This window comes from Rhizobium sp. LjRoot258 (genome assembly GCF_964254185.1).
In the GTDB taxonomy this organism is placed as follows: domain Bacteria; phylum Pseudomonadota; class Alphaproteobacteria; order Rhizobiales; family Rhizobiaceae; genus Rhizobium.
Genome location: NZ_CAXUST020000002.1, coordinates 626230 through 649371, shown reverse-complemented (window position 1 = coordinate 649371; position 23142 = coordinate 626230). Strand labels below are relative to the sequence as shown.

The following is a 23142-nucleotide window of genomic DNA, read 5'->3' as shown; positions in this document are numbered from 1 at the left end:
TTGAATTGGAGATCAGTCATGCCGTACCATTTTCTGGAAGTGGCGGTGACCCCAAGCGTGCGGGCGGCGCAAGCCGAAATGGGTGCCGATCAAATTTGGTTGGCCCCAAATAACCGGGAATCCGATCGTTTGACCGAGAACGAGGTCGCTTTTATCACGACGCGTGACAGCTTTTACATGGCGTCGGTGTCGGAGACAGGTTGGCCCTATGTGCAGCACCGTGGTGGGCCACCTAGCTTCCTCAAGATCGTTGATGAGAAGACATTGGCTTTTGCCGATTATCGTGGCAACCGCCGATATATCAGTACAGGCAACTTCGGCGTAAACGAACGAGCTTGTCTCTTTCTGATGGACTATCCGCGGCGGGTACGGCTCAAGGTTTACGTACATGTTGAGAGATTGGCGCTCGATGCGGATAAGGTGCTGACGGATATCGTTTCTGATGTCGGTTATAGGGCGAAAGCCGAGCGAATTTTCAGGCTGCGGCTCGAAGCCTTCGATTGGAACTGCCCACAACACATTGCCCCCCGCTATACCGAACGCGAGATCGAGCGGGCGGTTACCCCGCTGCGTGAACGCTTGGCTCAATTGGAATCGGAGAACGCAAGTCTGCGTGCGCGGCTTGTGGCCTGATATTTTGATCCAAGTGATCAAATTATGGGCTGATTCAATCATGTTGCAGTTCAGTCTATAGACTGATATGTATTTGATCGTGATCAGGTTACAGTCTGAGAGTGACAGATGAAGAGCGACAGTCGAACGAAGGGGCGCTTGCGGCTCGATGAAAGATTGCAGGCGCTCCAACCGATTGACCGGTTCAAGGCGCCGCCGAAAGGATGGGTACGGGCACTGCGCGACGCGCTCGGGATGACGGGTGCGCAGCTCGGCACGCGCATTGGCGTGCGGCCCCAAACCGTAGAAGCCATAGAGAAATCGGAAGCGGCAGGGACGATCCAACTTAACACCTTACGTCGCGCAGCTGAGGCGCTGGATTGCACACTCGTCTACGCACTTGTTCCCAACAGTTCGCTCGAGGCTGTCATCGAGGCGCGCGCAAGGAAAATCGCAACGCGCGAGCTTCACCGCGTCGCGCATACAATGCGGCTCGAAGCGCAGGGCACGGATGAAGTGGACTTCGAATCCCGCGTCCAGGCATACATTCGCGACAGGCTCTCCGAGCGCGACCTCTGGAACGAGACATGACGGACCTGTTTCAGGAGCCTGAGGACGCAACACCCCTTGAACCGCATGAGCGAGAGGGACTGCTTCAGACATGGATCACGCACCGCCGTGACCTCAACGAGGCGGAACAGGAAAACATTGTCGAGGGCACCGCATGGGCGCGCGGCCGCCGGCGTGTATCGCTTGAGCGGATGCTCAGCGATGACTTCGTGCGAACGCTGCACAAGCGGATGTTTGGCGACGTCTGGAAATGGGCCGGCACCTTCCGGACGACGGAGCGCAACATCGGTATGCAGGCTTACCGCATTGGTGTGGAGCTCGCCGGCCTGTTAAGCGACATCCGCTATTGGATCCAGTATAAGACATTTCCGCCGGATGAAATTGCGATCAGGTTTCACCATCGACTGGTCGCCATCCACCCGTTTCCAAACGGAAATGGCCGTCATGCCCGCCTGGCGGCCGATCTTCTGATTGAGCGCCTCGGCGCCGAGCGTTTCAGTTGGGGCGGCGGCAGTCTTGCCGATGTCGGCGAACTGCGCGCTCGTTACGTCGCGGCACTGCGTGCTGCCGACGATCATGATATTACGCCCCTGCAGGAATTCGCGCGCAGTTGATGCCAGCCTCTCGAGCGAATCTTTCCATAGGCATCCTGCTGACCGGCGCGCTCGGCGTCTTCACCGGTCCTCGGCTGCTCCGCTGGTAGACCCTTCTCAGCTTGGCGACTGTCCATCAGCACCGGAAGTGGAACGCTCACGATCAAAACCGCTCGCCTCCAATCGACCGAACCGGTAGAAGCCGCCGAATTGGCCACAGAGCCTGTTAACCCCGCCTTGAGAGGAGTCGAACCCGCGCCAATTCGGCGTGTTGACCAGACCTTAACGGCTACTCCACTCTAAAAAGCAGTTTTTGCGGTCGCTTCTACCCAACACCAAAAACATGGGGTAATCGCGGCGCGATCGTCCCAGGCCATTTTTAAAATGATGGCTGGCGAGGGTGGTTGCCCCCGATAAGATGGAAATACGGGCTCACGATTGGAACCGGGCCCAAACATCAAATGGAGGCAACCTTGGACCAATATATAGGGCTGGACATTTCATTAAAAGATACCACGATTTCGATCCGACAAGACGGGAAGCGGATATGGCGCGGGAAGTGCCCTTCTGACCCAAAGCTCTTGGCGCAGGTGATCCGCAAGCACGCCCCGCACGCCAAGCGCGTTGTGTTTGAGACGGGGCCATTGTCAACGTGGTTCTATCATGCACTGATGGCAGAAGGGGTTCCCGCGATCTGCATCGAAGCGCGGCACGCGCAAAAGGTCCTGAACGAGACGCTCAACAAGACCGACGCCAATGATGCGGATGGATTGGCCCAGTTGGCCGAAGCCGGGTTCTACAAGGCGGTCCGGGTAAAGGCGTTCGACAGCATGCTGACGCGCACGCTGGTGGCGGCTCGCAATCAGTTTCTGAGCATCTCGACCCAGCTCAGCAACCAGATTCGCGGCCTGACGAAGACGTTCGGTCTCATCATTCCCAAAGGAACAGGTCGGGTATTTGATGGCAATGTAAGGGAACTCTTGGATGGGAATGACGGCCTGGCAAGGATCATATTGCCTCTGCTCGATGCGTTGCGCGACATACGCAAGCGGGCGGCTGATCTCGATCGCCAATTGCTCGCAGCGGCGCGACGGAGCCAGGCGACGAAGCTTCTAATGACGATTCCGGGTATCGGCGCCGTCACGGCGGTATCCTACGTTGCAGCGATTGAAGATCCAGATAACTTCAAAACGTCGCGCTCGGTTGGCGCCTGGCTTGGGCTGACAACGCGGCGTTACCAGTCTGGCGAGGTCGACTATGACGGCCATATCTCGCGACGAGGCGACAACCATCTGCGGGGCCTGCTTTATGAAGCAGCAACGGTGATCCTCACGAGAACCAGAGCCAATAACGAAAGCCGCCTCAAGAGCTGGGGACTTAAGCTGCGTGAGCGCTTGGGCTTCAAGCGCGCCGCGGTGGCCGTCGCCCGAAAGCTCGCGGTCATTATGCACAGCATGCTCAAGACAGGAGAAGTATTCCATGCATCGGCTGGCGCCACAGCGTAAGCGACACGCCAGCCATCTCCCTCGGCGCGTCAAACCTGGTTGTATAATCGCACTCCCTTCGTCAAGGTGTTTGAGCGTTCGGCATCGTCGCCGTTCTGCGGTAGATGCAGAGCGACGTAAATCCATTGGTTGAGTCGGTCCTCAGCGGTGATATTTTTTGAGCTGTCCAGTGCTGGGAGCAGGGTTGTCTCCGCGGTCGACATAGTGACGCCGCACAATGGGTCTTCGCAGGTAGGACCTTCCTAATGTTTGAGGCGCAGTCTCGATGAGCTGCAGCCAGGTTAAGCGGAATGATCCGACCCACGTCCGCAGCAGGGACGCTCAGTGCCTCAAATCGGGTTTGACGCGCTGAGGGAGGAAGGCTGACACTTCGCTTATGCGGTGGCGCCAGCCAATGCGTTGAACATCTCTCCTGTTTTGAGCATGCTGTGCATGATGACGGCAAGCTTTCGGGCAACCGCCACCGCAGCGCGCTTGAAGCCCAACCGCTCACGCAGCTTGAGCCCCCATCTTTTGAGACTGCTCTCGTTCCTGGCACTGGTCCTCGTGAGGATCACCGTCGCCGCTTCATAAAGCAGTCCGCGCAAATGGTTGTCGCCTCTTCGCGAGATATGGCCATCATAATCGACCTCGCCTGACTGGTAGCGCCGCGTTGTCAGCCCGCACCAGGCGCCAACCGAGCGCGACGTTCTGAAGTTTTCTGGATCTTCAATCGCCGCGACATAGGAGACGGCTGTGATGGCGCCTATACCCGGAATCGTCATCAACAGCTTTGTCGCCTGGCTCTCCCGTGCAGCCGCAAGCAATTGGCGATCAAGATCGGCCGTGCGCTTGCGGATGTCGCGCCACGCCTCAAGCAGCGGCAATATAATCCTTGCCAAGCTGTCATTCCCATCTACGAGTTCCCTCACATTGCCATCAAACACCCGTCCTCTTCCTTTGGGTACGATAAGACCGAACGTCTTCATCAACCCGCGGATCTGGTTGCTGATCTGGATCGAAATGCTCAGGAGCTGATTGCGGGCGCCCACCAGCGTGCGCGTCAGCATGCTATCGAACGCCTTTACCCGGACCACCTTGTAGAAGCCGGCTTCGGCAAGTTGCGCCAAGCCATCCGCATCATTGGCATCGGTCTTGTTGAGCGTCTCGTTCAATACCTTTTGTGCGTGCCGCGCTTCAATGCAGATCGCCGGCATCCCCTCGGCCGTCAGGGCGTGATAGAACCACGTCGACAACGGCCCCGTCTCGAATACGACGCGCCTGGCGTGCGGGGCGTGCTTGCGGATCATCTGCGCCAGAAGTTTTGGGTCAGAAGGGCACTTCCCCCGCCATATCCGCTGCCCGTCCTGTCTGATCGAGATCGCAGTATCTTTCAACGAAACGTCGAGCCCTATATATTGGTCCATGGTTGCCTCCACTTGATGTTTGGGCCCGGTTCCAATCGTGAGCCCGTTTTTCCATCTTATCGGGGGCAACCACCCCCGCCAGCCATCATCTGAGAAAAGTGGCCTGGGACGATCGCGCCGCGATTACCCCATGTTTGAGGCACTGAGCGTCCCTGCTGCGGACGTGGGTTGGATCATTCCGTTCCGGCGGCTGCACCTCATCGAGCTGCGCCAAAAACATAGGAAGGTCCTACCTGCGAAGACCCACTATGCGGCGACACCTGTCGACCGCGAAGACAACCCTGCTCCCGGCACTGGATAGCTCTGACTGGTAAGACGGTCGCTGAGGGGACGACCAACCATTCAATTTTACACCGTGTTCGCTTTCTCCGACGCGGTGACGATGCCGAGTGCCAAAACCATCTTGACGAGTAGCGTGCGATTAGACAACCGCCGTCTATTGAATCTATTTTCAACTTATGAGATTACAACCACAAGGAACACGTATCAGTTTCTTCGACTTTAACGCAGAGTAGGTATGGCGATTTTCGGGTGGACCAACGCATCTCAACGTGAGGTGCCGAACGATACTTGGCCGTTTTGGCTGTACTTGTTGCTCGTCGTCTGCGTGATCGCGGTCTACATTACACTCGATCTTAGTGGCGATACGCTTCACAATGGCGATATCGACGATCAACTCCGCGGTCTTTTCCTTCGATTACTCCTGAGATCATCAGGTTGGTACGATCTCAGTTTGCCGACGGTCCGCGGTCCGGAAATATACATCTCACCATGGTCGCGCCTGATCGATGCACCTTATGCGTCCATCGCATTCGCCCTACAATATTTTTTCGGACAAGAGCGATCGATCGATATCGCGTTCAAGATGTGGCCGCCGATCTTGGGTGCCATCTATAGCATCTTGATCGTCAGTGTATTGAAGCGGCTTTGTCCCTCAAAAGCGGATCTTCCAGTCAAAACACTGCTGGGGCTGCTGATTGTCATGCCATATGCCTTTTGGGAGTTCAGTCCGGGTCGTATCGATCATCATAACCTGCAGATCGTCCTGCTGTTACTTGTCATATATGGCATAAGTCGCTTCGACATGGTCGGTGGAGCCACTGTGGGCGTGAGCGTGTCGGTTTCGACGGCTGTCGGTCTTGAGACGCTTCCGATTTCTGCCCTGATTTTTATAGCGCTCAGTTGCACTTGGGTGTTCAATGTTCGCGGCAGTCGGACAATGCTAGGTTCGACGGGGATCGCTTGCTTGGTCATGCCGCCAATTTTAATGCTCGTCCTAATCCCACCCGCTCACTACTGGACAATGTCTGCCGATGCCTTTTCGATGCCCTACATACAGGCACTGTCGGCATTTGGCTTAGTATCGGTTCTGGTCTCCATAGGTCTGGGAGAACGCTACAACCGGATGGTGCGCGCAATCATTCTCCTATTTCTCGGCGCAGCCGTTCTCACTTGTATCCTCTTGCAGTATCCACTGATGGCTTCTGGTCCGTTCTCCATGATAACCGGCCCAAGCCGTCTGTACTGGTTCGACCGGATCCAGCAGGAAATGACGTCTCTACAGTTCTTTCGCACCCAAGATCACATCGCCATTGCGCTGCTGGCGACCATGAGCTTGACGCTCGTCCTCGCAGCCCCCTCCGCGCGCCGGAGCATTAGCGAAGGACGGCCGCAACTACCAATTATCTACCTGCTCGCCTGTGCGCTGGTTATTTTAGTCTTTTTGTCGAACCGCTTTCTGAGAATTTCGGTCGGCGTCGTTCCCCTGCTCATGCCGCTCGCCATTCGAGAGTTGGCCGCTCGCTGGCGATCCCTATCCGAAAAAGATGCGAAGGTTTCGGCGGTCATCGGCTGCTTTGCAGCCCTGCCTCTCGCATTGCTTCTTCTCACTCCGAAGTCCCCGGACGCCCCCGAAAGCTATGACGCGTTCGACCATCTTTTGTGGAAATCCTGTGAACATCACGATCTCACTGCCATCAGTTTGCTCGGGCGGTCGAAAGTGATGACCCCGCCCGCCCTCGGTCTCCACATCATTCTGAACGGACCAGGAAATGTCAGCGTTTCGAGTATCCCGTTCCACCGCTCAGCACCTGCGATCAGTCGATTTCTAAGGACGTTCATGACTTCAGACGGTTCGGAGCGGTCCGCGCTTCTGGCAGACTTCGACTATCTCGCCTTATGCCGGATACCTAGAGGATTGCCGGGTGAGGGCCAGATGCCGCTACTACAGAGCTTATTGGCAGGCGAAGAGGTTGAAGGATTGGAACCGATGGTTCCGGCCCGTCCGACAGATCTGATGTTATTTCGAGTCAACCATTCCTATTGAAACCGAACCGAACCGGTTCAAGCTCGTAGGGTCAATCCTTACGCGCTCGTGTCATAGGCGGTCCAAGAAATTTCCCATGCTACTTCAGTGATCGCATTGCGCCGGAAATGCGACAGCGGAAATGGCGCAGATTTAGTCACCAAATGGTGCTATTTTTTATGCCAGTAAGGGAGCCAAATCATGCGATCGACTATTAACCTCGACGACGCGCTTATGGAAAAGGCCAGGTCCTTAACCGGCACCAAGGAAACCGCGGCGCTCATGCGCCAGGCGCTGGAAACGCTTGTCCGTCTGGAGTCCGGAAAGCGTCTCATCGCGCTCGGAGGAACCATGCCCGAAGCCGAGGCAGCCGCGCGCCGCCGGAGCGCAGCGGCCAAGTGATATTAGCGGACACCTCGATCTGGATTGATCATTTTCGCCGTGTCGATGCCGAACTGGGCAGGGTTATTGAAGGCGATGCCTACTTTGCCACCCGGCCGTGATCGGCGAGCTGGCGCTTGGCAGCCTTCGGGATCGCGGCAGCGTGATGGCTTTTCTGGCGGCGCAGCGCGGAGCGGTCGTCGCCACGCACGACGAAGTCATGACAATGATCGATCGCCACGGCATTTTCAGCATGGGTATTGCCTACACGGATGCCCACTTGCTGGCATCGGTCCTCCTTGACCAGCGAGCGGCATTATGGACCAGAGACAAGCGCTTGCGGGCAGCGGCCGAAAAGGCGGGCGCTTCACTGCACATACCGGTCAATCTGCCCAACTAAAAGCGGAAACAATACTGCACGAAATTCCGAACAGGCTTTGGATTGCTTGCACTTCAGCTCGCGCGCGCCACTTCCTACAGGTTCCTGGTCTCGATCCAGTCGACCATTCGTTTTCGCTCGGCAAACAGCCAGCCTCATCCTGCTTGACGAACCGATCGAGGTACCGGATCGACGCGACCATTAGCGTCCGGCTCGCCTGGAACGATGATGACTGCACGAAATTTACTGCGGAGAGGCGCCTTCCTGCAAAATCGCCTCATCGGCAAGAATGGCGGCGGCCTCCTCCAGCAAGACGTCCTTTGCCTTCTTGCGGGCATTTTCAATGGCAATATCAGCACTCAGGCTGCGCTCGTTTGCCTGTAGGCCGTCATCTCCACCAGGATCTTCGGCATCGCTTGCTTGCGCCCGAGACTTGAGTCGATCATCTCGAGCAGTAGCTTCTTTGCGACGTTCGGCTTCATTGAGGGAGACAACCCCTTTCTCGCGCTGCGCCTTCAGGTCGGCAATGTCCTCTAAAACGCGTTGGAAGTCCGGATCTCTCTGCACCCGAGCATCATGGCGGCTTTGCAAAGTCGGCAGCAACGTCATTATATTACCGGTGGGCGCATAGTTCGCAGGCTTGACCTGTGTCCACGGCAGGGCATTGTCATAACTCATCTCACCAAAGCTCGTCGGATCCGCAAATCCCGGCAAGCTGATATCAGGCGTCACGCCGCGCAGCTGTGTCGTACCGCCATTGACACGAAAGAACTGGGCAATCGTCACTTTCAGCTCACCGAATTCGGGTTTGCTGTTGCGAGCCATCTGGTCAAGACTGACGACAGTTTGAACGGTACCCTTACCGAAACTGGGTTCGCCGACGATCACGCCTCGACCGTAATCTTGGATAGCCGCGGCAAAAATCTCCGAAGCCGACGCCGACCCGCGATTGATCAGGACACCCACCGGGCCTGTCCAGACAGGCGCTGGAAAATCAGCGCTTTTTACCGCGACCTTACCGTCGCTACCGCGTTGCTGAACGACCGGGCCATTGCCGATGAAAAGACCGGTCAAATCAATCGCCTCGTTCAATGAACCGCCGCCATTGTTGCGCACGTCAATGAGAACGCTGTCGACCTTTTCTTGCTTCAGTTCGCCGAGAAGCTTGGCGACATCGCGGCTTGCGCTTCTGTAGTCCTTGTCTCCTTTGCGCCGGGCTTCAAAATCCTCATAGAATGCCGGCAGAGTAATCACCCCGATTTTGCGCGTGGCTTCGCCCACTTTCACGGACAGCACGGCCTTCCTGGCAGCCTGCTTTTCGAGGTTGATTTTATCGCGCACCAGGCTGACAACGCGATGGGTGCCATCTGCTCCGGCATCCGCCGGCAGGATGTCCAAGCGCACGACGGAGCCTTTTTTCCCTCGTATCATTTGCACGACTTCATCAAGGCGTGTGCCCACCACTTCCTTTATCGCCCCATCCCTGCCTTGGCCAACGCCGGTAATGCGGTCTCCGACCGAGAGCTTGCCGGACAACTGCGCCGGCCCGCCAGGCACGAGCTCACGGACCGTCGTGTAGTCGTCGCGTTCCTGCAGTACCGCACCGATACCGAACAGCGAAAGCTTCATCGAGATATTGAAGTCGGCCGCAGCGGTCGCGCCGAAATAGTCCGTGTGCGGGTCGATAGACCCTGTATAGGCGTCCATGAACGACTGGAAAACGTCGTCGCTTTTATACTTGTAAGCGCGCTCGAGAGCGTTTGCATAACGTTTGTCCAGCGTTTCGCGAACAGCCGCGTCGGTTTTGCCGCCCAGTTTCAACCGCAACCAGTCGCTTTTGGCGCGCTTGCGCCAAAGTTCATTGCTCTCGGCTTCCGACTGCGGCCAAGGCGCTTTATCGCGCAGGACGGAATAATCTTCCTGCGCACCGAAATCGAAGTCCTGCTTAAGCAAGTCTCGCGCGTAGTTCATGCGGTCGACCACGCGCCGTTCATACACGTTGAAGATCGCAAACGGGATCTTCAAGTCCTCCCGTTCTATGGCATCGTCGATCTCGCTGCGGTCAGACATGAACCTGTCGATGTCCGCTTGCAGGAAGAGCACGCGGTCCGGATCGAGCGATTTGATGAACCGGTTCATGATCCTGGCCGACAAGGCGTCATCGAGTGGAACGGGCTTGTAGCTAAAGCGCGCCAGAAATTTTGCACTCAACTGAGCGGCTTGTGCCTGTTGCTTTAGCGGTGCCAAAACAGGAGGTGATGCGACTTCAGCATTTGCGGACTGTACGATTGCAAGAAGTGCACCGAGGAAAACGTATGGTATGCGCATTCAGCGTTGATCCAATTCTTAATACCGGGCGTCGATGTGCGATCTAGGTGGAGCAATTATGGTTTTTTGGCAACCAGGTGCATCATCCGAGCCAATTCTTACGGCCGAAAAATCCGTTCAAACGACAGACTGGAAGCCCAAAAGAAGTCGCGTTGACAGCGCTTAAGCGCCACGCCTTGCGGGTAATCCTGGCATGCCGGCGATACTTCGAAAACAACAAGCCCACGACAGATGGCAGAACCGATGCTGCAGGACATGCGCGAAGCCGCGACCCTCCTTGCCGACCGCGCCTACGACACCAATGCCTTGCGAGACTTGGCCAAGGAAAAACGGGCTTGGGCCAACATTCCGGCAACCGGAACCGCAAGGGCCAGCTTTCCCTTCAGCGCATCGGTCTATCGCCAACGCAATCTGATCGAACGCTTCTTCAACAAACTCAAACAGTTCCGCGGCATCGCAACCAGATACGAACAAAGACCCGCGCAACTTTCTCGCCGCCATCAAGCTGGCATCTGGATCAGGTTGTAATGTCTATGCCCTAGACTGCGGCGCGCCTTAGTCGACCTCTCCGCATTTCGATAGAATATCGTCGACAACGGAGGCCAGCGGCGCAGTGGCGTCAATGGTCGTCGCGTTCTTGGGAATGTCTTCTTCCGTCGCATGCAGTCGCACAACCACTTCTCGTTCGGCTGGTTTTCCGCCAAACTCGTCTTCAGGTCTCCTTGCAAGCCGCCCCTTCAACGTGTCCAAATCGACATCGAGAACGAAAACCCCGTCAAACAGATCAATAAAGTGATGGAAATTCCTTGAGCCGCCGCAGAAGAAGGAGATCGGGTGGCTTTGATCGGCCACCAGGGATTTGACTTTGTCGACATTCCAAAGGGGTGCTCGTGCCCAAAGGCCACATCCAGAATGTTCTGCTTACGCGCAGAGCCATCCAGCGGTTTACCCGTCTGGGGATCGCCTTGATAAGACAACTCACGGTCACCGTGGATGGCGTGCTAACCGCGCTGCTGCAGTTCGGTGGCGACTGAGGACTTGCCAGTCCCGGAAACGCCTTCGATCAAGTAGTTCCTGACGCCCATTTCGCTCTCGTTCAATGAACCGCACGCTCTTGGCAATGGCCAAGACCCCTGTCGCCTTTGCGCGGTGCACAAGTCTGGGACGTTAAAGTCGGCCAAGCCAATCAAGGCAGCAAACAAGTTTAGTTTGTCATTGAATATGACTCACTCGGACATTCGATAATAATAAACTTAATGTCTTAGTTCCGATCGCGACGCTGAATTGGTCTCCCGCCATCGCAATATGTCACAACCCTTCCGAGGCTCCGAAAATCGAAGCGCGAAGCGACAGCGGCCACTACAGGCTATGATGCCGCTTTTCCCCGTGCGGCACCCAGCTTCCTTCGAAAGAAGGTGCTAACTTAAAGATAGGCGATTGCATTGGGGTGCGCTAGAATCGTTCCGGACGACTGATCTGGCAGTCCGGTGGCAACTTATGAAACAAAGACTCGCCGCAATCCTGGCGTCCGATATGGCAGGCTATAGTCGGCTGATGGAGGCCGACGAAGCAGGCACGATCGCCCGCCTCAAAACGCACCGAATCGAATTGATCGATCCCGCCATCGCAAAGAACGAGGGCCGGATCATCAAGACGACGGGCGACGGCATGCTGGTGGAATTCCAGAGCGTCACCGACGCGGTGAAATGCGCCGTAGAAATCCAGCAGCGCATGAGGCGGCGCAATTCGGATGTGCCTCAGGATCGGCGGATCGAATTTAGGATTGGCATCAATCTCGGCGATATCATTTTCGACGACGACGACATCTTTGGCGATGGCGTGAATATCGCCGCCCGGATCGAGCAACTGGCCGATGTGGGGGGCATCTGCGTGACGGCTGCGGTGGCGACGCAGATTGCTGACCGGCTCGATGTCCCCATCGAGGACCTGGGCGAGAAGACGCTGAAGAACATCAGCCGTCCCGTGCATCTTTATCGGTTGGGGCTGGAGGGCTCCGTCCTGCCGGCCTCGCCGGAGGAAAAGGACGCGAAGCGAACCGTCTCCAAGCCCTCGATAGTCGTGCTGCCGTTCGACAACATGAGCGGCGATCCCGAGCAGGAGTTTTTCGCGGACGGCTTGACCGAGGACATCATCACCGAGCTGTCGCGCCGCCACGAACTCTTCGTCATCTCGCGCAATTCCAGTTTCGTCTACAAGAATCAGCCCGTGAACGCGCGCGAAGTGGCCGAGAAGCTTGGGGCCCAGTATCTGGTGGAAGGCAGCGTCCGGAAGATCGGCGACAGGGTGCGGGTGACGGTCCAGCTCATCGACGCGGCCAACGATGCCCATGTCTGGGCCGATAGATACGACCGAAGACTGGACGACATTTTCGCCATTCAGGACGAGGTGACGGCGGCGATAGCGGCCACTCTGCCAGGGCGTCTCGAGGCCGCCCAACGAGACCACCTCGCCCGCACGAAGCCGGCGAACATGGCCGCCTACGAGTGTGCTCTCACAGCCAAGGTGCTGCACCACCGGGCCACCGTCGCTGACAATAAGCAGGCCCAGGCCCTAATAGACAGGGCACTCGCACTCGACCCCGGATATGCGCATGCCCATGCCTGGCGGGCTTGCATCCTCGGGCAGGCGTGGGTGCTCGGCTGGTGCGAGGACAAGGATGCGGTCTGGGCCGAGATCGTTGCCGAGCTGGAACGGGCGCTGGGGCTCGACGACAACGATGCCGACGTGCATCGCATCCTCGCCGCCGTGAACGTGAACAACAACGAGCTGACGACGGCCCGCTATCACCAGGAGCGCGCCCTTTCGCTCAATCCCAATTACGACCTGGTGGTGGTCCAGCAGGGCGAGCTGCTGACGTGGCTTGGTCGGCCGCAAGAAGGGGTCGAGTGGATTCGCAAGGCGATGCGGCTCAATCCCCATCACCCGGAACGATTCTGGAGTCATCTCGGGAAGGCGTATTTCGCCGCGCGGCAATACGGTGAAGCAATCGAGGCATTCATGCACCTTTCGGTGATGGATCATGTCCAGCACGCCTTCGTCGCCGCCTGCTACGGTTGGCTCGGCGACGACGTTGCTGGTTCTGCGCATTTGAAGAAGGTCAGAGCGATCGCCCCCGACTTCGGCCTCGAGTCCTTCCTCGCCACCCTGCACTACGCTCAAGAATCCGACACGCAGCACATCCGCGACGGGCTTGTCAAAGCGGGTGCGGACGACGGCTTGCCAGCGAACGACATCGGGGTGCAATAAAGCCTCCTGCTCCCGCCTTGCCCTCCGCCGGATGCACCGGATCGGGCGCCTCGAAGTTCGGCCCGATTGGGTTCGGAACATGCCCGTGCGATGTGTACTTCGTCAGCGCAAGCAACCAAAATGATAGACGTCCCTGAGCTCGGCCAGCCTATTCCTGTTGGTACCGTAACTTCCAAGCCTTGCAACGCGCCCCCACACCCCATTGGGGAATCAACGTCGCAACCCTTGCCGCCTGTGCCGGACACGCTCGCCGCGGAAAGCATCAGCCCCTGGAATTCTGGATGCTTGCGCCCTTCAAGCTCACAGTTGCAAGCACCGTCTTAGGGTTCCTTATCCGTTAGGGCGACCCGCCCTCCCCGCATTTCAGATTTCTCGCACCTCTTCCTGGCGCGTCGAGACAACCATGGGTCTCTCAGCGGAAGCGATCGTCCCGAGCCGCAGCAACCGCCACACGACAAATGACCACGCAAGGGCTCCCTAGGCGCTGAACTAACCACCCGTCTCATGGTGCGGCGCGTCAACCGGCTTCGATTCAGGAGAGCCTTTGAAGCGCAGAAAGATCGAAAGCACGACGACGACGGCGGTGGATAGAAACTCGGACTGCCAGTTCTGAAATGATTCAAACCAGAATTGGGAGCTACTCATGTGCTCCCGGATCGTTATCATGGGCTGACCATTCATCACCGCCTCCACGTTGTTTGCCTCGGCGCTATAAATCAAATGGAGCACAAACGTCAGAACAAACAGCACGCCCAGGGCCGTCCCGAGCGAATATGAGTAAGCTTGCCGTACCCATCCGCCGAAGCGGACGGGCCAAGGGGAATCCAGGGCTACTCTACCGGCAGGGTCTTCATCCGGGTCTGCGCGTTCGTCAGGGTCTTTCGACTCCGCCGATCCGCGCTGGAACAGAAATGCCGTCAGCATCACGTAAGCGGACATCTGAAGAAATTCCGACTCCCAGTTCTCGAAAAGAGAGGACAGAAAATGTCCGGAGATCCCATACGCCAGCAGATCGATCTGCGGCTTTCCGTGTTCGACAAGTTCGTTGTCGTAGACAACCCACCCACTGAACAGCATTCCGCCCATTGTGACTGCTGAAAGAAGGATGAGGACGATAGTGAGGCCGTTGTCTCGCAGTAGTTTCATAGCGCGCCTCCGCGGTTGTGCGTTCATAACTTCGACAAGCGCGGCATGTTCCTCATCTCTTGCAGCTCGGCATCGCGGCCGGCGTCCGCGAACGAGTAAATCACTGCGTCTGCCTTCAAAGCACCACAAGCCACCCAGCGGACACCGGCAGGATCTCGCTGCCAGTTGAGAGCCTCGTCAACGAAATGAACGAAATGAATGACTGCCTACCACCTGGCAGAGATAGGCGCGGCGACCAACTTCTTAGGCCCCGTCAAGACGATGGTGAGCGACGACATCTATTTCCTGCTCGGTGAGGACGATGTCCTCACCGCCGCCTCATTAACTAGGCGAGCACCGAGTATTAGTGGGGCTCGCGGAATAGGTGACAGATCAACGACTAGGACGATGTGCTGGCGCTGGAACTGTTGGTTCCGCACTTCGTTTTCGTCGGCGCCTTGAGCCGCCCTGCCGCATCCATTTTCGGCAGAGATAACTCTACCTAAAATCTTGTCGGAGCCGAAAAGCTGTCGAAAAGGCCGAAATCGATGGAACAACGGCGCTGGGTGGAAGTTGTGCCTGCGACCGGTCGACCCGTGCTCTCTGCATAGGACTGTCTGGCAGTAATGCCGACCGGCTTTCTCTCCTTTGTAGGTTGAGACGACGTCCCGGAAACGGACGTCCATCATTTCTTGCACGGGAACATCCACCATCACGCGGAGTTTGGTGCCCGCAAATGCCATAGGAGGACACCATGGCTACCGAAAAGACCCTCAACGACCTTTTCCTTGATACTCTCAAGGACATCTATTTCGCTGAAAAGCAGATCCTGAAGGCCCTTCCCAAGATGGCTCGGGCGGCACAGTCCGAAGAAGGCAAGGCAGGTTTCCTGCAGCATCGCGACGAAACACAGGGACAGATTGAGCGCCTCGAGCAGGTGTTCGAGTTAATCGGCAAGCCAGCTCGTGGCAAGACCTGCGAAGCGATCCAGGGCATCCTCGCCGAAGGCGAAGATATCATGGAGGAATACAAGGGCTCGATCGCGCTGGATGCCGGCTTGATTTCGGCTGCTCAGGCGGTCGAGCACTACGAGATTGCGCGCTATGGCACCCTGATCGCTTGGGCCAAACAGCTCGGCCTCAACGAAGCGGTCCGGCTTCTTCAGGCAACCCTTACCGAAGAGGAAGCCACCGACAAGAAGCTTACCCAACTCGCACAGGCGTCAGCGAGCCCCAAGGGCAAGAAGGCCGCCTGAACAGAGGCAAGCCGCCCAGGAAGGTCGCTCCTTCGGGCGGCCTTTTCCTATTTCGACCTCGTGCGACATCCCAAGGGGAAGCAAGATATGGCCAAGAAACTTAGAGCCACACAGTCCAACACCGTCACCATTCACGATCAAAAGCTCCACCGCGGCGAAGGCGGCGAGCTCCATCAGTTCGCGGAAGACGGACAGCCGACTCTCACAACCGCCCAAGGCGGGCCAGTTGCCGATGACCAGAACTCGCTTCGCATTGGTGCGCGCGGTCCCATCGTAGTCGACGACTTCCATTTCCGCGAGAAGATCTTCCACTTCGACCACGAAAGGATTCCCGAGCGGGTCGTCCATGCTCGGGGGTACGGCGCGCACGGATTCTTCGAAACGTATCAATCGCTCGCGGCGTACACCAAGGCGGATCTCTTCCAACGGCCAGGTGAGAGGACACCTGCCTTTGTCCGTTTCTCGACTGTCGCCGGCAACAAAGGATCTGCAGATCTCGCCCGAGACGTTAGGGGCTTCGCGGTGAAGCTGTACACCCAGGAGGGTAACTGGGATCTGGTGGGGAACAACATCCCGGTGTTCTTCATCCAGGATGCAATCAAGTTTCCCGATCTCATCCATGCTGCCAAGCAGGAGCCCGACAGAGCGTTCCCACAGGCACAGACCGCCCATGACAATTTCTGGGATTTCATCAGCCTGACGCCGGAGAGCATGAACATGATCATGTGGATCATGTCGGATCGCACCATCCCGCGCTCCTTCCGCTTCATGGAGGGCTTTGGCGTCCATACCTTCCGCCTGGTCAACGCCAAGGAAGAGTCGACCTTCGTCAAATTCCACTGGAAACCAAAGCTTGGCCTGCAGTCAGTCGCCTGGAACGAAGCCGTCAAGATCAATGGCGCCGATCCGGACTTCCATCGCCGGGATCTCTGGCAGTCGATACAGTCCGGCAACTTTCCGGAATGGGAACTGCAGGTCCAGCTCTTCGACCAGGACTTTGCCGATAGCTTCGACTTCGATGTGCTCGACCCGACAAAAATTATTCCGGAGGAAATCCTACCCCCGCAGCCGGTCGGTCGCCTGGTGCTCGATCGTATGCCTGACAACTTCTTTGCAGAGACCGAGCAGGTGGCATTCATGACCCAGAACGTCCCGCCGGGCATCGATTTCAGCAACGACCCGCTGCTGCAGGGCCGCAACTTCTCCTACCTAGATACACAGTTGAAGCGGCTTGGCGGGCCGAACTTCACGCACCTGCCGATCAATGCGCCGAAATGTCCTTTCGCACATTTCCAGCAGGACGGGCACATGGCGATGCGCAATCCGGTTGGCCGGGTCAACTATCAGCCGAACTCCTTCGGCGAGGGACCTCGGGAGTCGGCCGTCAAAGGGTATCGCCATTTCCCCGCTGAAGAGCAGGGTACGAAGGCGCGGCTGCGCCCGGAAAGCTTTGCCGATCATTACAGTCAGGCCCGGCAGTTCTACATCAGCCAGACATCAGCGGAACAGCGCCACATCGCGGCCGCGTTGACCTTTGAACTCGCCAAGGTCCAAACATCAGCCATCCGCGAACGGATGGTTTCGCATCTTCTGAACATAGATGAGACCCTTGCCTCCACCGTCGCCCACAAGCTCGGTTTCCAGTCGATGCCGGAGCCGGCTGATGCAGCGGTGCCAACTCGCCAGGACCTCCACCCATCGCCGGCCCTCAGCATCGTCGAGCGTGGGCCGAAACGCTTTGAAGGACGAAAACTCGGCATACTGGTGACCGATGGCGTGGACGCAAAGCTTCTGAATGGCCTTGCGGCAGCAATTACAAAGGAAAAGGCCGTCTTCGAGCTGATCGCGCCGAAGGTGGGTGGTGTTACGGCCTCTGACGGGACATGGGTAGAGGCCCACCATATGATCGATGGCGGGCCATCTGTCCTCTTTGACGCTGTGGCTCTTCTCACGTCGTCCGCTGCCATGGACGACCTCGTGAAGGAGGCAACCGCGCGTGACTTCGTCGCCGATGCCTTCCAGCACTGCAAGTTCATCGGCTATGACCAGTCGGCGCTGCCCCTCCTTGAAAAGGCTGGTATTGCGGACGCTCTCGACGAGGGCGTCTGGATGCTACCGGGAGACGAGGGCCTTGCTGCCTTCGTCGCCGAGCTTGGCAAGCTGCGCTTGTGGGGACGTGAGCCATCAGTGAAGCTGGGCAAGGCATCGGCGCAGATCAAAGCATGACTACCCCACCGCCCGTCGAATACAGATGTCGAGGCAAAGACCTCGTTTGGGTTCAATAAAATGGGTGACGCCACACCAGTCACTCGGGGTTAATACTCGGTGCAAGAAGATCAGAACGAGTCGGAACGGGCATGAGATCGATAAGCAGCAAGGCACGAACGTCCAGCATGCCAAGGCTGAAGAGGCTGCATGGTTCGCTAGCGGCAGCCTTATACGCTGGTCTCATCCACCGGCCTAGTCCTGATTGGCAACCACCGGCAATGTGCCTTCGTCCGGAACACGGGCTTCGGTCTGCCGGGCGGCAGAGACGAGGCGGCGCTGTGCGCGGATCGCGTTCCATTGTTGGTCGATCAGGACGCCAATGAGGATCACGCCACCCATGACGGCGAAATTCAGCGATGAGGGGATGCCAAGCAGATTCACGAGGTTCTGCAACTCCTGGAGCAGGACCGTTCCGAGCACGACGCCAACGATCGATCCCTCGCCGCCGCGGAGCGAAAAGCCGCCGAGTACGGCAGCGGCAATCGCATAGAGTTCATAGAACTGGCCATGGCTCGCCGGCGAGATCGAGCGTGTGTACATGGCGAAATAGATCGCCGAAAGCGCCGTAAGCAGTCCGCAGATGACATAGGCCGACATCACCATCCGGCCGGTGCGGATACCGGAATAGCGGGCCGCCTCCTCGTTCTTGCCGATCGCGTAAAGATAACGCCCAAAGACAGAGCGATGCAGCACCACCCACATGACCACGGAAATGATGACGAGCGCAATGAAGGTGTTGGGAACGCCGTAGAACCGTCCAGCGGTCAGAAATTCAAGGTCTGGGAAATTTTGGCCGAACGCAAAACCCGCCGTTCCGTCGGCCGTATAGAAGCGCGCCGCCCCGCGATAGATAAGGAGGCCGCAGAGGGTGACGACGAAGGGTTGCAGGTTCAGCCGGGTGATCAGCCAGCCGTGAATGGCACCTATGGCCGCGCCGAGCACTAGAATGAGTGGTAGCGCCAGCAGCCATGACATATCCTGGACCGCGACGAAATCGACAAACAGCACGCCAAGAAGTGCTACGAGCGAGCCCACGGAAAGTTCGATACCGCCTGTAATGATGACGTAGGCCTGGCCGATCGACAGGATGCCGAACAGGCCGATCAGGTTGGCGGTATTCGCCAGGTTGATTGGCAGCAGGAAGCGCGGATTGATGATGGCGACGACGATGCCGACGACGACGATCAACAGCAGCAGTCCAAGATCTTTTTTGATCATTCGAGATCCATTCCCCGATACCTAATTATATCGCCGCAGCGGCTATTTTACGCCTTTGCCGACAGCAAGCAAAAGGACGCTTTCTTGACTGAATTCGTCCTCATCGAGAATGCCGGCGATCTGGCCCTCATGCATGACGGCAATGCGGTCAGAAACGCCGATCACCTCTTCCATGTCGCTGGAGATCATCAGGATCGCGACACCGGCATCGGCAAGCGCTCGCATCAGGCCGTAGATCTCGTTCTTCGCGCCGATATCGATGCCGCGTGTCGGCTCGTCGAAGATCATCACCTTCGGGCTCATCGACAACCATTTGGCAAGCACCACCTTCTGCTGGTTGCCGCCGGACAGAGTGCCGGTTCGAGTCGAAACGGAGGGCGTCTTGATGCCGAGGCGAACGCGCTGCTTTTCGGCCGCCGCCGTCTCCCGCTCGGCGGAAAGCATGAAGCGGCTGGCGAGCATGGGGAGATCGGCAAGGGTTATGTTCTGGGCGATCGGGAAATCAAGAAGAATGCCGTTGCGCTTGCGATCCTCCGGCACCAGGAAAATGCCGCGAGCAACGGCGTCCCGCGCGCAACGGAGCACAATTTCCTGTCGGTCCTGCACAACGGCTCCGCCGTAACTCCGGTCGATGCCGAAGAGTACCCTTGCGAGCTCGGTGCGGCCCGACCCGACGAGGCCCGCAAGCCCCATGATTTCTCCATACCTGATTTCAAGATCAACGGGGCGGCTGGGATAGGCCGCGGTGCGCACGCCGCTTGCCTTCAGCGCAACTGAGCCGGGCAAGCGCTGCGGCTTTGCAGTACGGGCCGCAAGCACCCGGCCGATCATCAGCTTGACCATCTGGTCGTGGCCGATGTCCTTCTTGGCGAGCGTGCCCACAAGCGCGCCGTCGCGGAGTACTACGACCCGGTCGGCTACGCGCTCAACCTCGTGGAGGCGATGCGAGATGAAAATAACACTGATGCCATCCGCCTTCAGCAATTTGATGATGCTGAGCAGCCGCTCGGTTTCCGCCAGCGGAAGGCTGGAAGTGGGTTCGTCGAAGATGACGAGCCTCGCGTTGATGGACAGCGCCTTGGCGATTTCCACCATCTGCTGCTCGGCAAGCGAAAGCGACGCCACGGGTGTGTCGGCGGAAAAATGCGCGCCCACACGCTTCAAGAGCGGCTTTACCATGTCCCTTAGTCGATCGCGATCGACGAGCTTGAAAGGTCCCGCCTTCAGCGGTTCGCGCCCCAGGAAGATATTGGCGGCGACGTCGAGATTCTCAAAGAGGTTGAGTTCCTGATGCACGAAGGCGATGCCGGACGAGATACTCGATTCCACAGTGAGGAAACGAAGTTCTGCGCCGTCGAGCAGGATCTTGCCTCGGTCGGGTGCGATCACGCCGCCGAGAATCTTCATCAGCGTCGATTTTCCAGCCCCGTTCTCGCCGACAAGGCCGATGACCTCGCCTGGCACGATGTCCATTGAGAGGCCCTCGAGTGCAACGACGCCTGGATAGGTCTTGCCAACTCCGGAAAGCGAAAGGAACGGCGTTGAGGGCGCGTCCGATGACGGAATGTCGGAGCTGTGATTCATCGCCTGTCCATGACTGCTAATACTGTCGGCGTGATCGTTTCGCGGCAGCGGCGAGTGCCGCCGCCGCGAAGGCGGGTTATTTTCCAGTCATGGCCTTCAGGTTGGCGGCATACTTGTCAACGTCATCCTTGCCGATGATCACCGTGGGGATAATGATCAAGCCGTTGGCGGGAACGCCGGACTTGTCCCCCTTGAGGTAGGCGGCCATCAGTTTCATGCCCTGATAGGCCCATTCGAACGGCTGCTGTACGACGGTCGCGGCGATCGTGCCTTCCTTGACGCCGCCGAGCGTGATCGGGTCGTCATCAAAGCCGACGACGGTGATCTGGCCGAGTTTGCCTGCGTCGCGCAGCGCCTCATAGATGCGCGGCGTGTTGTAGGAGTAGAACCCGACCATGCAGGTCAGGTCGGGGCTGGCTACCAGCGCGTCCTCGACGTTTTTCTTGGCACGGGTCTGGTCGATGTCGTCACCGCGAACATCGACAAGCTCGATCTTGGTGCCCTTGAGCCCCTCCTTCATGCCTTCGATGCGTTCGCGGGCGTTATCGGCACCCAGCAGACCGACGAAGCCCATGCACTTGCCGCCGTCCGGCATCGCCTTCTTGGCGATTTCGGCGGCCTGCTTGCCGGCGTCGACGTTCGAAGAACCGATATAGGCGACGCGGTTGGTCTTCGGCGCGTCGCTGTCGGTGGTGAAGAGAGCCGTCTGCGAGCCGATCTTGTTGAGGCCGTCCGTCTGGGTCTTGGGATCGACGGCGGAAACCATGATCCCCTTGACGCCGGCGCTGACGAGATCTTCCATGAGACGCTGCTGAATGGCGACAGCCGCCTGCTCAGGATACTTCAGCTCCATGGTGTAGTCCGGCATTTCGCCCTGCGCCTTCTTCACCCCCGCCTCGGCGGCTTTCCAGAAGTCGGACGCCCCGTTGACGACGAATGCGAGCGTCGGCTTGTCGGCAGCGTGGGATGCAGCCATCGGTGCCGCACTCAGCATCAACCCGGCGAAGAACAGGGCTGCATTTTTGCGTTTCAGCTGTTTCATAATACACCTCCCGAGGGCCGCAGTGCGAGGGCCCGTTCGCGACTTACGGCCGGCCGGATGCGCGCCCCCTCCAAGGGCCCGTCGCGAAGTGACGTGTGGCATAGGTGCCGATCGCTCCCCGACGGTATACCAGAATCTTAATTAGTAAATAGTATTATGAATGTAGACCAATACATGTTGATGCTAGGTCAAATCCGCCCACGGCGGCACAAATGCAAAAGCTTCGCGTGCGGGAGGCTTTCAGTTGTATTTAGTTGCAGTGACCTGATCAAACATAGACTTTAGTTGCAAGCCTTAGACCGGAAAGAGAAAATTATTTCTGCTTTGCGCCGCCAGAAGCGGGCACAGGGCACCGTAAACTTAACGTCCGTCAGGCGGTAACCGGCCTTCGTTCTCGGCTGCCCGGTCATACCCGGGTGATTTCAGCCCACATGGTCATCGCCGCAGCGCGCAGTTCGCGATGACGGCTAGAGGGAATGTCGTGGCGCGGGATGTGAAACAGGTTGGCAATCGGATCGTGGATAGAGACAAAGCGTTGCAAATGTCGCTTTGACTTGAAGCGCTTCATGATCCGTTCTCGCCGCCGGACTGGCTGGTGAGAATTCTCTGCCCGATTGTTCAGGCCTTTGTGGGAGCGGTGCTCGACACCTGGCATGATCTCCTGCTTTGCAGCGTCGTAGGAGCGAAGCTTGTCGGTGATCAGCACCCGTTTCGCTCGACCTTGGCTCTTCACCAACTTGCGCATCAGACGTTTGGCTGCCTTGGCGTTGCGGCGACTTTGCACGAGAACGTCCAGGACGAAACCGTCCTGATCGACGGCGCGCCAAAGCCAATACTTCTTGCCGCCGAGCGAAACGACGGCTTCATCGAGATGCTATTTATCGCCGAGCCGGCCGGACGAACGCCGACGGATCTGGTTGGCGAAGGAGCGTCCGAATTTCTCTGCCCACATCCGGACCGTCTGATGCGAGACGATAATCCCTCTTGCTGCTAACATGTCCTCGACCATCCGCAAGCTCAACGGAAAGCGGAAGTAGAGCCAAACCGCGTGGGCGATAATCTCGGCGGGAAAGCGATGGCGACGGTAGAGCGGGTCACGATCAGTCATCGCCGAGTGTCGCACAGCGGAAGCCAATTTCCGTTAACTTGACGATGCCATCGCCGCCGACCAAAATACCTCTTTTCCGGCCTGACCAGTGGGCCTGCTGCGGTGGTGGCCATTCGGCGATCTCGTCGGCGCTGATCGGATGCTCGACGGCGCGGAACTCGTGCATGCATCAATGTTCTCCTTCTTGATCTGAGAG

Annotated in this window: 17 protein-coding genes and 4 pseudogenes; 12 read left to right on the top strand and 9 right to left on the bottom strand. The window is 57.9% G+C overall.

What is annotated here, in order from left to right; all coding sequences use genetic code 11:
- The first annotated feature begins 18 nt into the window (after positions 1-18).
- From ACSQ9D_RS23895 to ACSQ9D_RS23880, 4 genes are all read left to right on the top strand, one after another.
- Positions 19-633 carry a pyridoxamine 5'-phosphate oxidase family protein gene (locus ACSQ9D_RS23895; RefSeq protein ID WP_436284379.1) on the top strand — a complete coding sequence of 205 codons (615 nt, stop codon included), beginning with the start codon at positions 19-21 and terminating at the stop codon, positions 631-633.
- A gap of 108 nt (positions 634-741) precedes the next feature.
- Positions 742-1203, top strand: coding sequence for a mobile mystery protein A (locus ACSQ9D_RS23890; RefSeq protein WP_436284378.1), 462 nt, complete (start codon positions 742-744; stop codon positions 1201-1203).
- Positions 1200-1796, top strand: coding sequence for a mobile mystery protein B (locus tag ACSQ9D_RS23885; RefSeq protein ID WP_436284377.1), 597 nt, complete (start codon positions 1200-1202; stop codon positions 1794-1796). Before ACSQ9D_RS23890 ends, ACSQ9D_RS23885 begins: the two co-directional genes overlap by 4 nt.
- 452 nt (positions 1797-2248) lie before the next feature.
- Positions 2249-3280 carry an IS110 family transposase gene (locus tag ACSQ9D_RS23880; RefSeq protein WP_436284376.1) on the top strand — a complete coding sequence of 344 codons (1032 nt, stop codon included), beginning with the start codon at positions 2249-2251 and terminating at the stop codon, positions 3278-3280.
- Between the two features lie 374 nt (positions 3281-3654).
- Here the strand turns inward: ACSQ9D_RS23880 and ACSQ9D_RS23875 are convergent, their stop codons facing one another.
- Positions 3655-4686, bottom strand: coding sequence for an IS110 family transposase (locus ACSQ9D_RS23875; protein WP_436283258.1), 1032 nt, complete (start codon positions 4684-4686; stop codon positions 3655-3657).
- Between the two features lie 130 nt (positions 4687-4816).
- Here ACSQ9D_RS23875 and ACSQ9D_RS23870 point away from each other — a divergent pair, with 130 nt between their 5' ends.
- The 4 genes and pseudogenes from ACSQ9D_RS23870 (at position 4817) to ACSQ9D_RS23855 (ending at position 7772) form a co-directional block, all read left to right on the top strand.
- Positions 4817-4987 carry a hypothetical protein gene (locus ACSQ9D_RS23870; protein WP_436283259.1) on the top strand — a complete coding sequence of 57 codons (171 nt, stop codon included), beginning with the start codon at positions 4817-4819 and terminating at the stop codon, positions 4985-4987.
- A gap of 216 nt (positions 4988-5203) precedes the next feature.
- Positions 5204-7012 carry a hypothetical protein gene (locus ACSQ9D_RS23865; protein ID WP_436284375.1) on the top strand — a complete coding sequence of 603 codons (1809 nt, stop codon included), beginning with the start codon at positions 5204-5206 and terminating at the stop codon, positions 7010-7012.
- A 180-nt stretch (positions 7013-7192) separates the two neighbouring features.
- On the top strand, positions 7193-7393 hold the full coding sequence (locus tag ACSQ9D_RS23860; protein ID WP_436284374.1) for a type II toxin-antitoxin system VapB family antitoxin: 201 nt from the start codon (positions 7193-7195) through the stop codon (positions 7391-7393).
- Positions 7390-7772: pseudogene (locus tag ACSQ9D_RS23855) on the top strand (type II toxin-antitoxin system VapC family toxin). Before ACSQ9D_RS23860 ends, ACSQ9D_RS23855 begins: the two are co-directional and overlap by 4 nt.
- 222 nt (positions 7773-7994) lie before the next feature.
- On the opposite strand, the gene ACSQ9D_RS23850 reads toward ACSQ9D_RS23855, so the two are convergent.
- Positions 7995-10079, bottom strand: a complete 2085-nt coding sequence (locus ACSQ9D_RS23850; protein WP_436284373.1) for a carboxy terminal-processing peptidase — start codon at positions 10077-10079, stop codon at positions 7995-7997.
- 267 nt (positions 10080-10346) lie between these two features.
- On the opposite strand from ACSQ9D_RS23850, the pseudogene ACSQ9D_RS23845 reads away from it, so the two are divergent.
- A pseudogene (locus ACSQ9D_RS23845) lies at positions 10347-10638 on the top strand (transposase); the annotation flags it as partial.
- On the opposite strand, the pseudogene ACSQ9D_RS23840 reads toward ACSQ9D_RS23845, so the two are convergent.
- Positions 10635-11164, bottom strand: a pseudogene (locus tag ACSQ9D_RS23840) (nucleoside kinase). The pseudogenes ACSQ9D_RS23845 and ACSQ9D_RS23840 sit on opposite strands and share 4 nt — an antisense overlap.
- A gap of 412 nt (positions 11165-11576) precedes the next feature.
- Between ACSQ9D_RS23840 and ACSQ9D_RS23835 the strand changes: the two are divergent.
- Complete coding sequence (locus ACSQ9D_RS23835; protein ID WP_436285154.1) at positions 11577-13346, top strand: adenylate/guanylate cyclase domain-containing protein; 1770 nt, start codon at positions 11577-11579, stop codon at positions 13344-13346.
- Positions 13347-13835: 489 nt separating this feature from the next.
- Here the strand turns inward: ACSQ9D_RS23835 and ACSQ9D_RS23830 are convergent, their stop codons facing one another.
- Positions 13836-14492: a DUF6766 family protein gene (locus ACSQ9D_RS23830; RefSeq protein ID WP_436284372.1), complete on the bottom strand. Its 657-nt coding sequence runs from the start codon at positions 14490-14492 to the stop codon at positions 13836-13838.
- A 733-nt stretch (positions 14493-15225) separates the two neighbouring features.
- On the opposite strand from ACSQ9D_RS23830, the gene ACSQ9D_RS23825 reads away from it, so the two are divergent.
- Both ACSQ9D_RS23825 and catE read left to right on the top strand, forming a co-directional pair.
- A complete protein-coding gene (locus tag ACSQ9D_RS23825; RefSeq protein WP_436284371.1) occupies positions 15226-15726 on the top strand; it encodes a ferritin-like domain-containing protein in 501 nt (166 codons plus the stop codon).
- An 87-nt stretch (positions 15727-15813) separates the two neighbouring features.
- Positions 15814-17952, top strand: a complete 2139-nt coding sequence (gene catE, locus ACSQ9D_RS23820) for a catalase C (protein WP_436284370.1) — start codon at positions 15814-15816, stop codon at positions 17950-17952.
- Between the two features lie 234 nt (positions 17953-18186).
- Here catE and ACSQ9D_RS23815 read toward each other — a convergent pair whose 3' ends face one another.
- The 5 genes and pseudogenes from ACSQ9D_RS23815 to ACSQ9D_RS23795 all read right to left on the bottom strand — a co-directional run bounded on the left by ACSQ9D_RS23815 (position 18187) and on the right by ACSQ9D_RS23795 (position 23112).
- Complete coding sequence (locus tag ACSQ9D_RS23815) at positions 18187-19212, bottom strand: ABC transporter permease (RefSeq protein ID WP_436284369.1); 1026 nt, start codon at positions 19210-19212, stop codon at positions 18187-18189.
- 42 nt (positions 19213-19254) lie between these two features.
- Positions 19255-20796 (bottom strand): sugar ABC transporter ATP-binding protein, encoded by a 1542-nt coding sequence (locus ACSQ9D_RS23810; RefSeq protein WP_436284368.1) that lies wholly within the window; start codon positions 20794-20796, stop codon positions 19255-19257.
- 76 nt (positions 20797-20872) lie between these two features.
- A complete protein-coding gene (locus ACSQ9D_RS23805; RefSeq protein ID WP_436284367.1) occupies positions 20873-21838 on the bottom strand; it encodes a sugar-binding protein in 966 nt (321 codons plus the stop codon).
- 406 nt (positions 21839-22244) lie between these two features.
- Positions 22245-22946, bottom strand: a pseudogene (locus tag ACSQ9D_RS23800) (IS6 family transposase).
- The gene (locus ACSQ9D_RS23795; RefSeq protein WP_436284366.1) at positions 22939-23112 is read right to left on the bottom strand and encodes a hypothetical protein; all 174 of its coding nucleotides are present in this window, start codon (positions 23110-23112) and stop codon (positions 22939-22941) included. The pseudogene ACSQ9D_RS23800 and the gene ACSQ9D_RS23795 overlap by 8 nt, the downstream one beginning before the upstream one ends.
- Positions 23113-23142 lie beyond the last annotated feature (30 nt).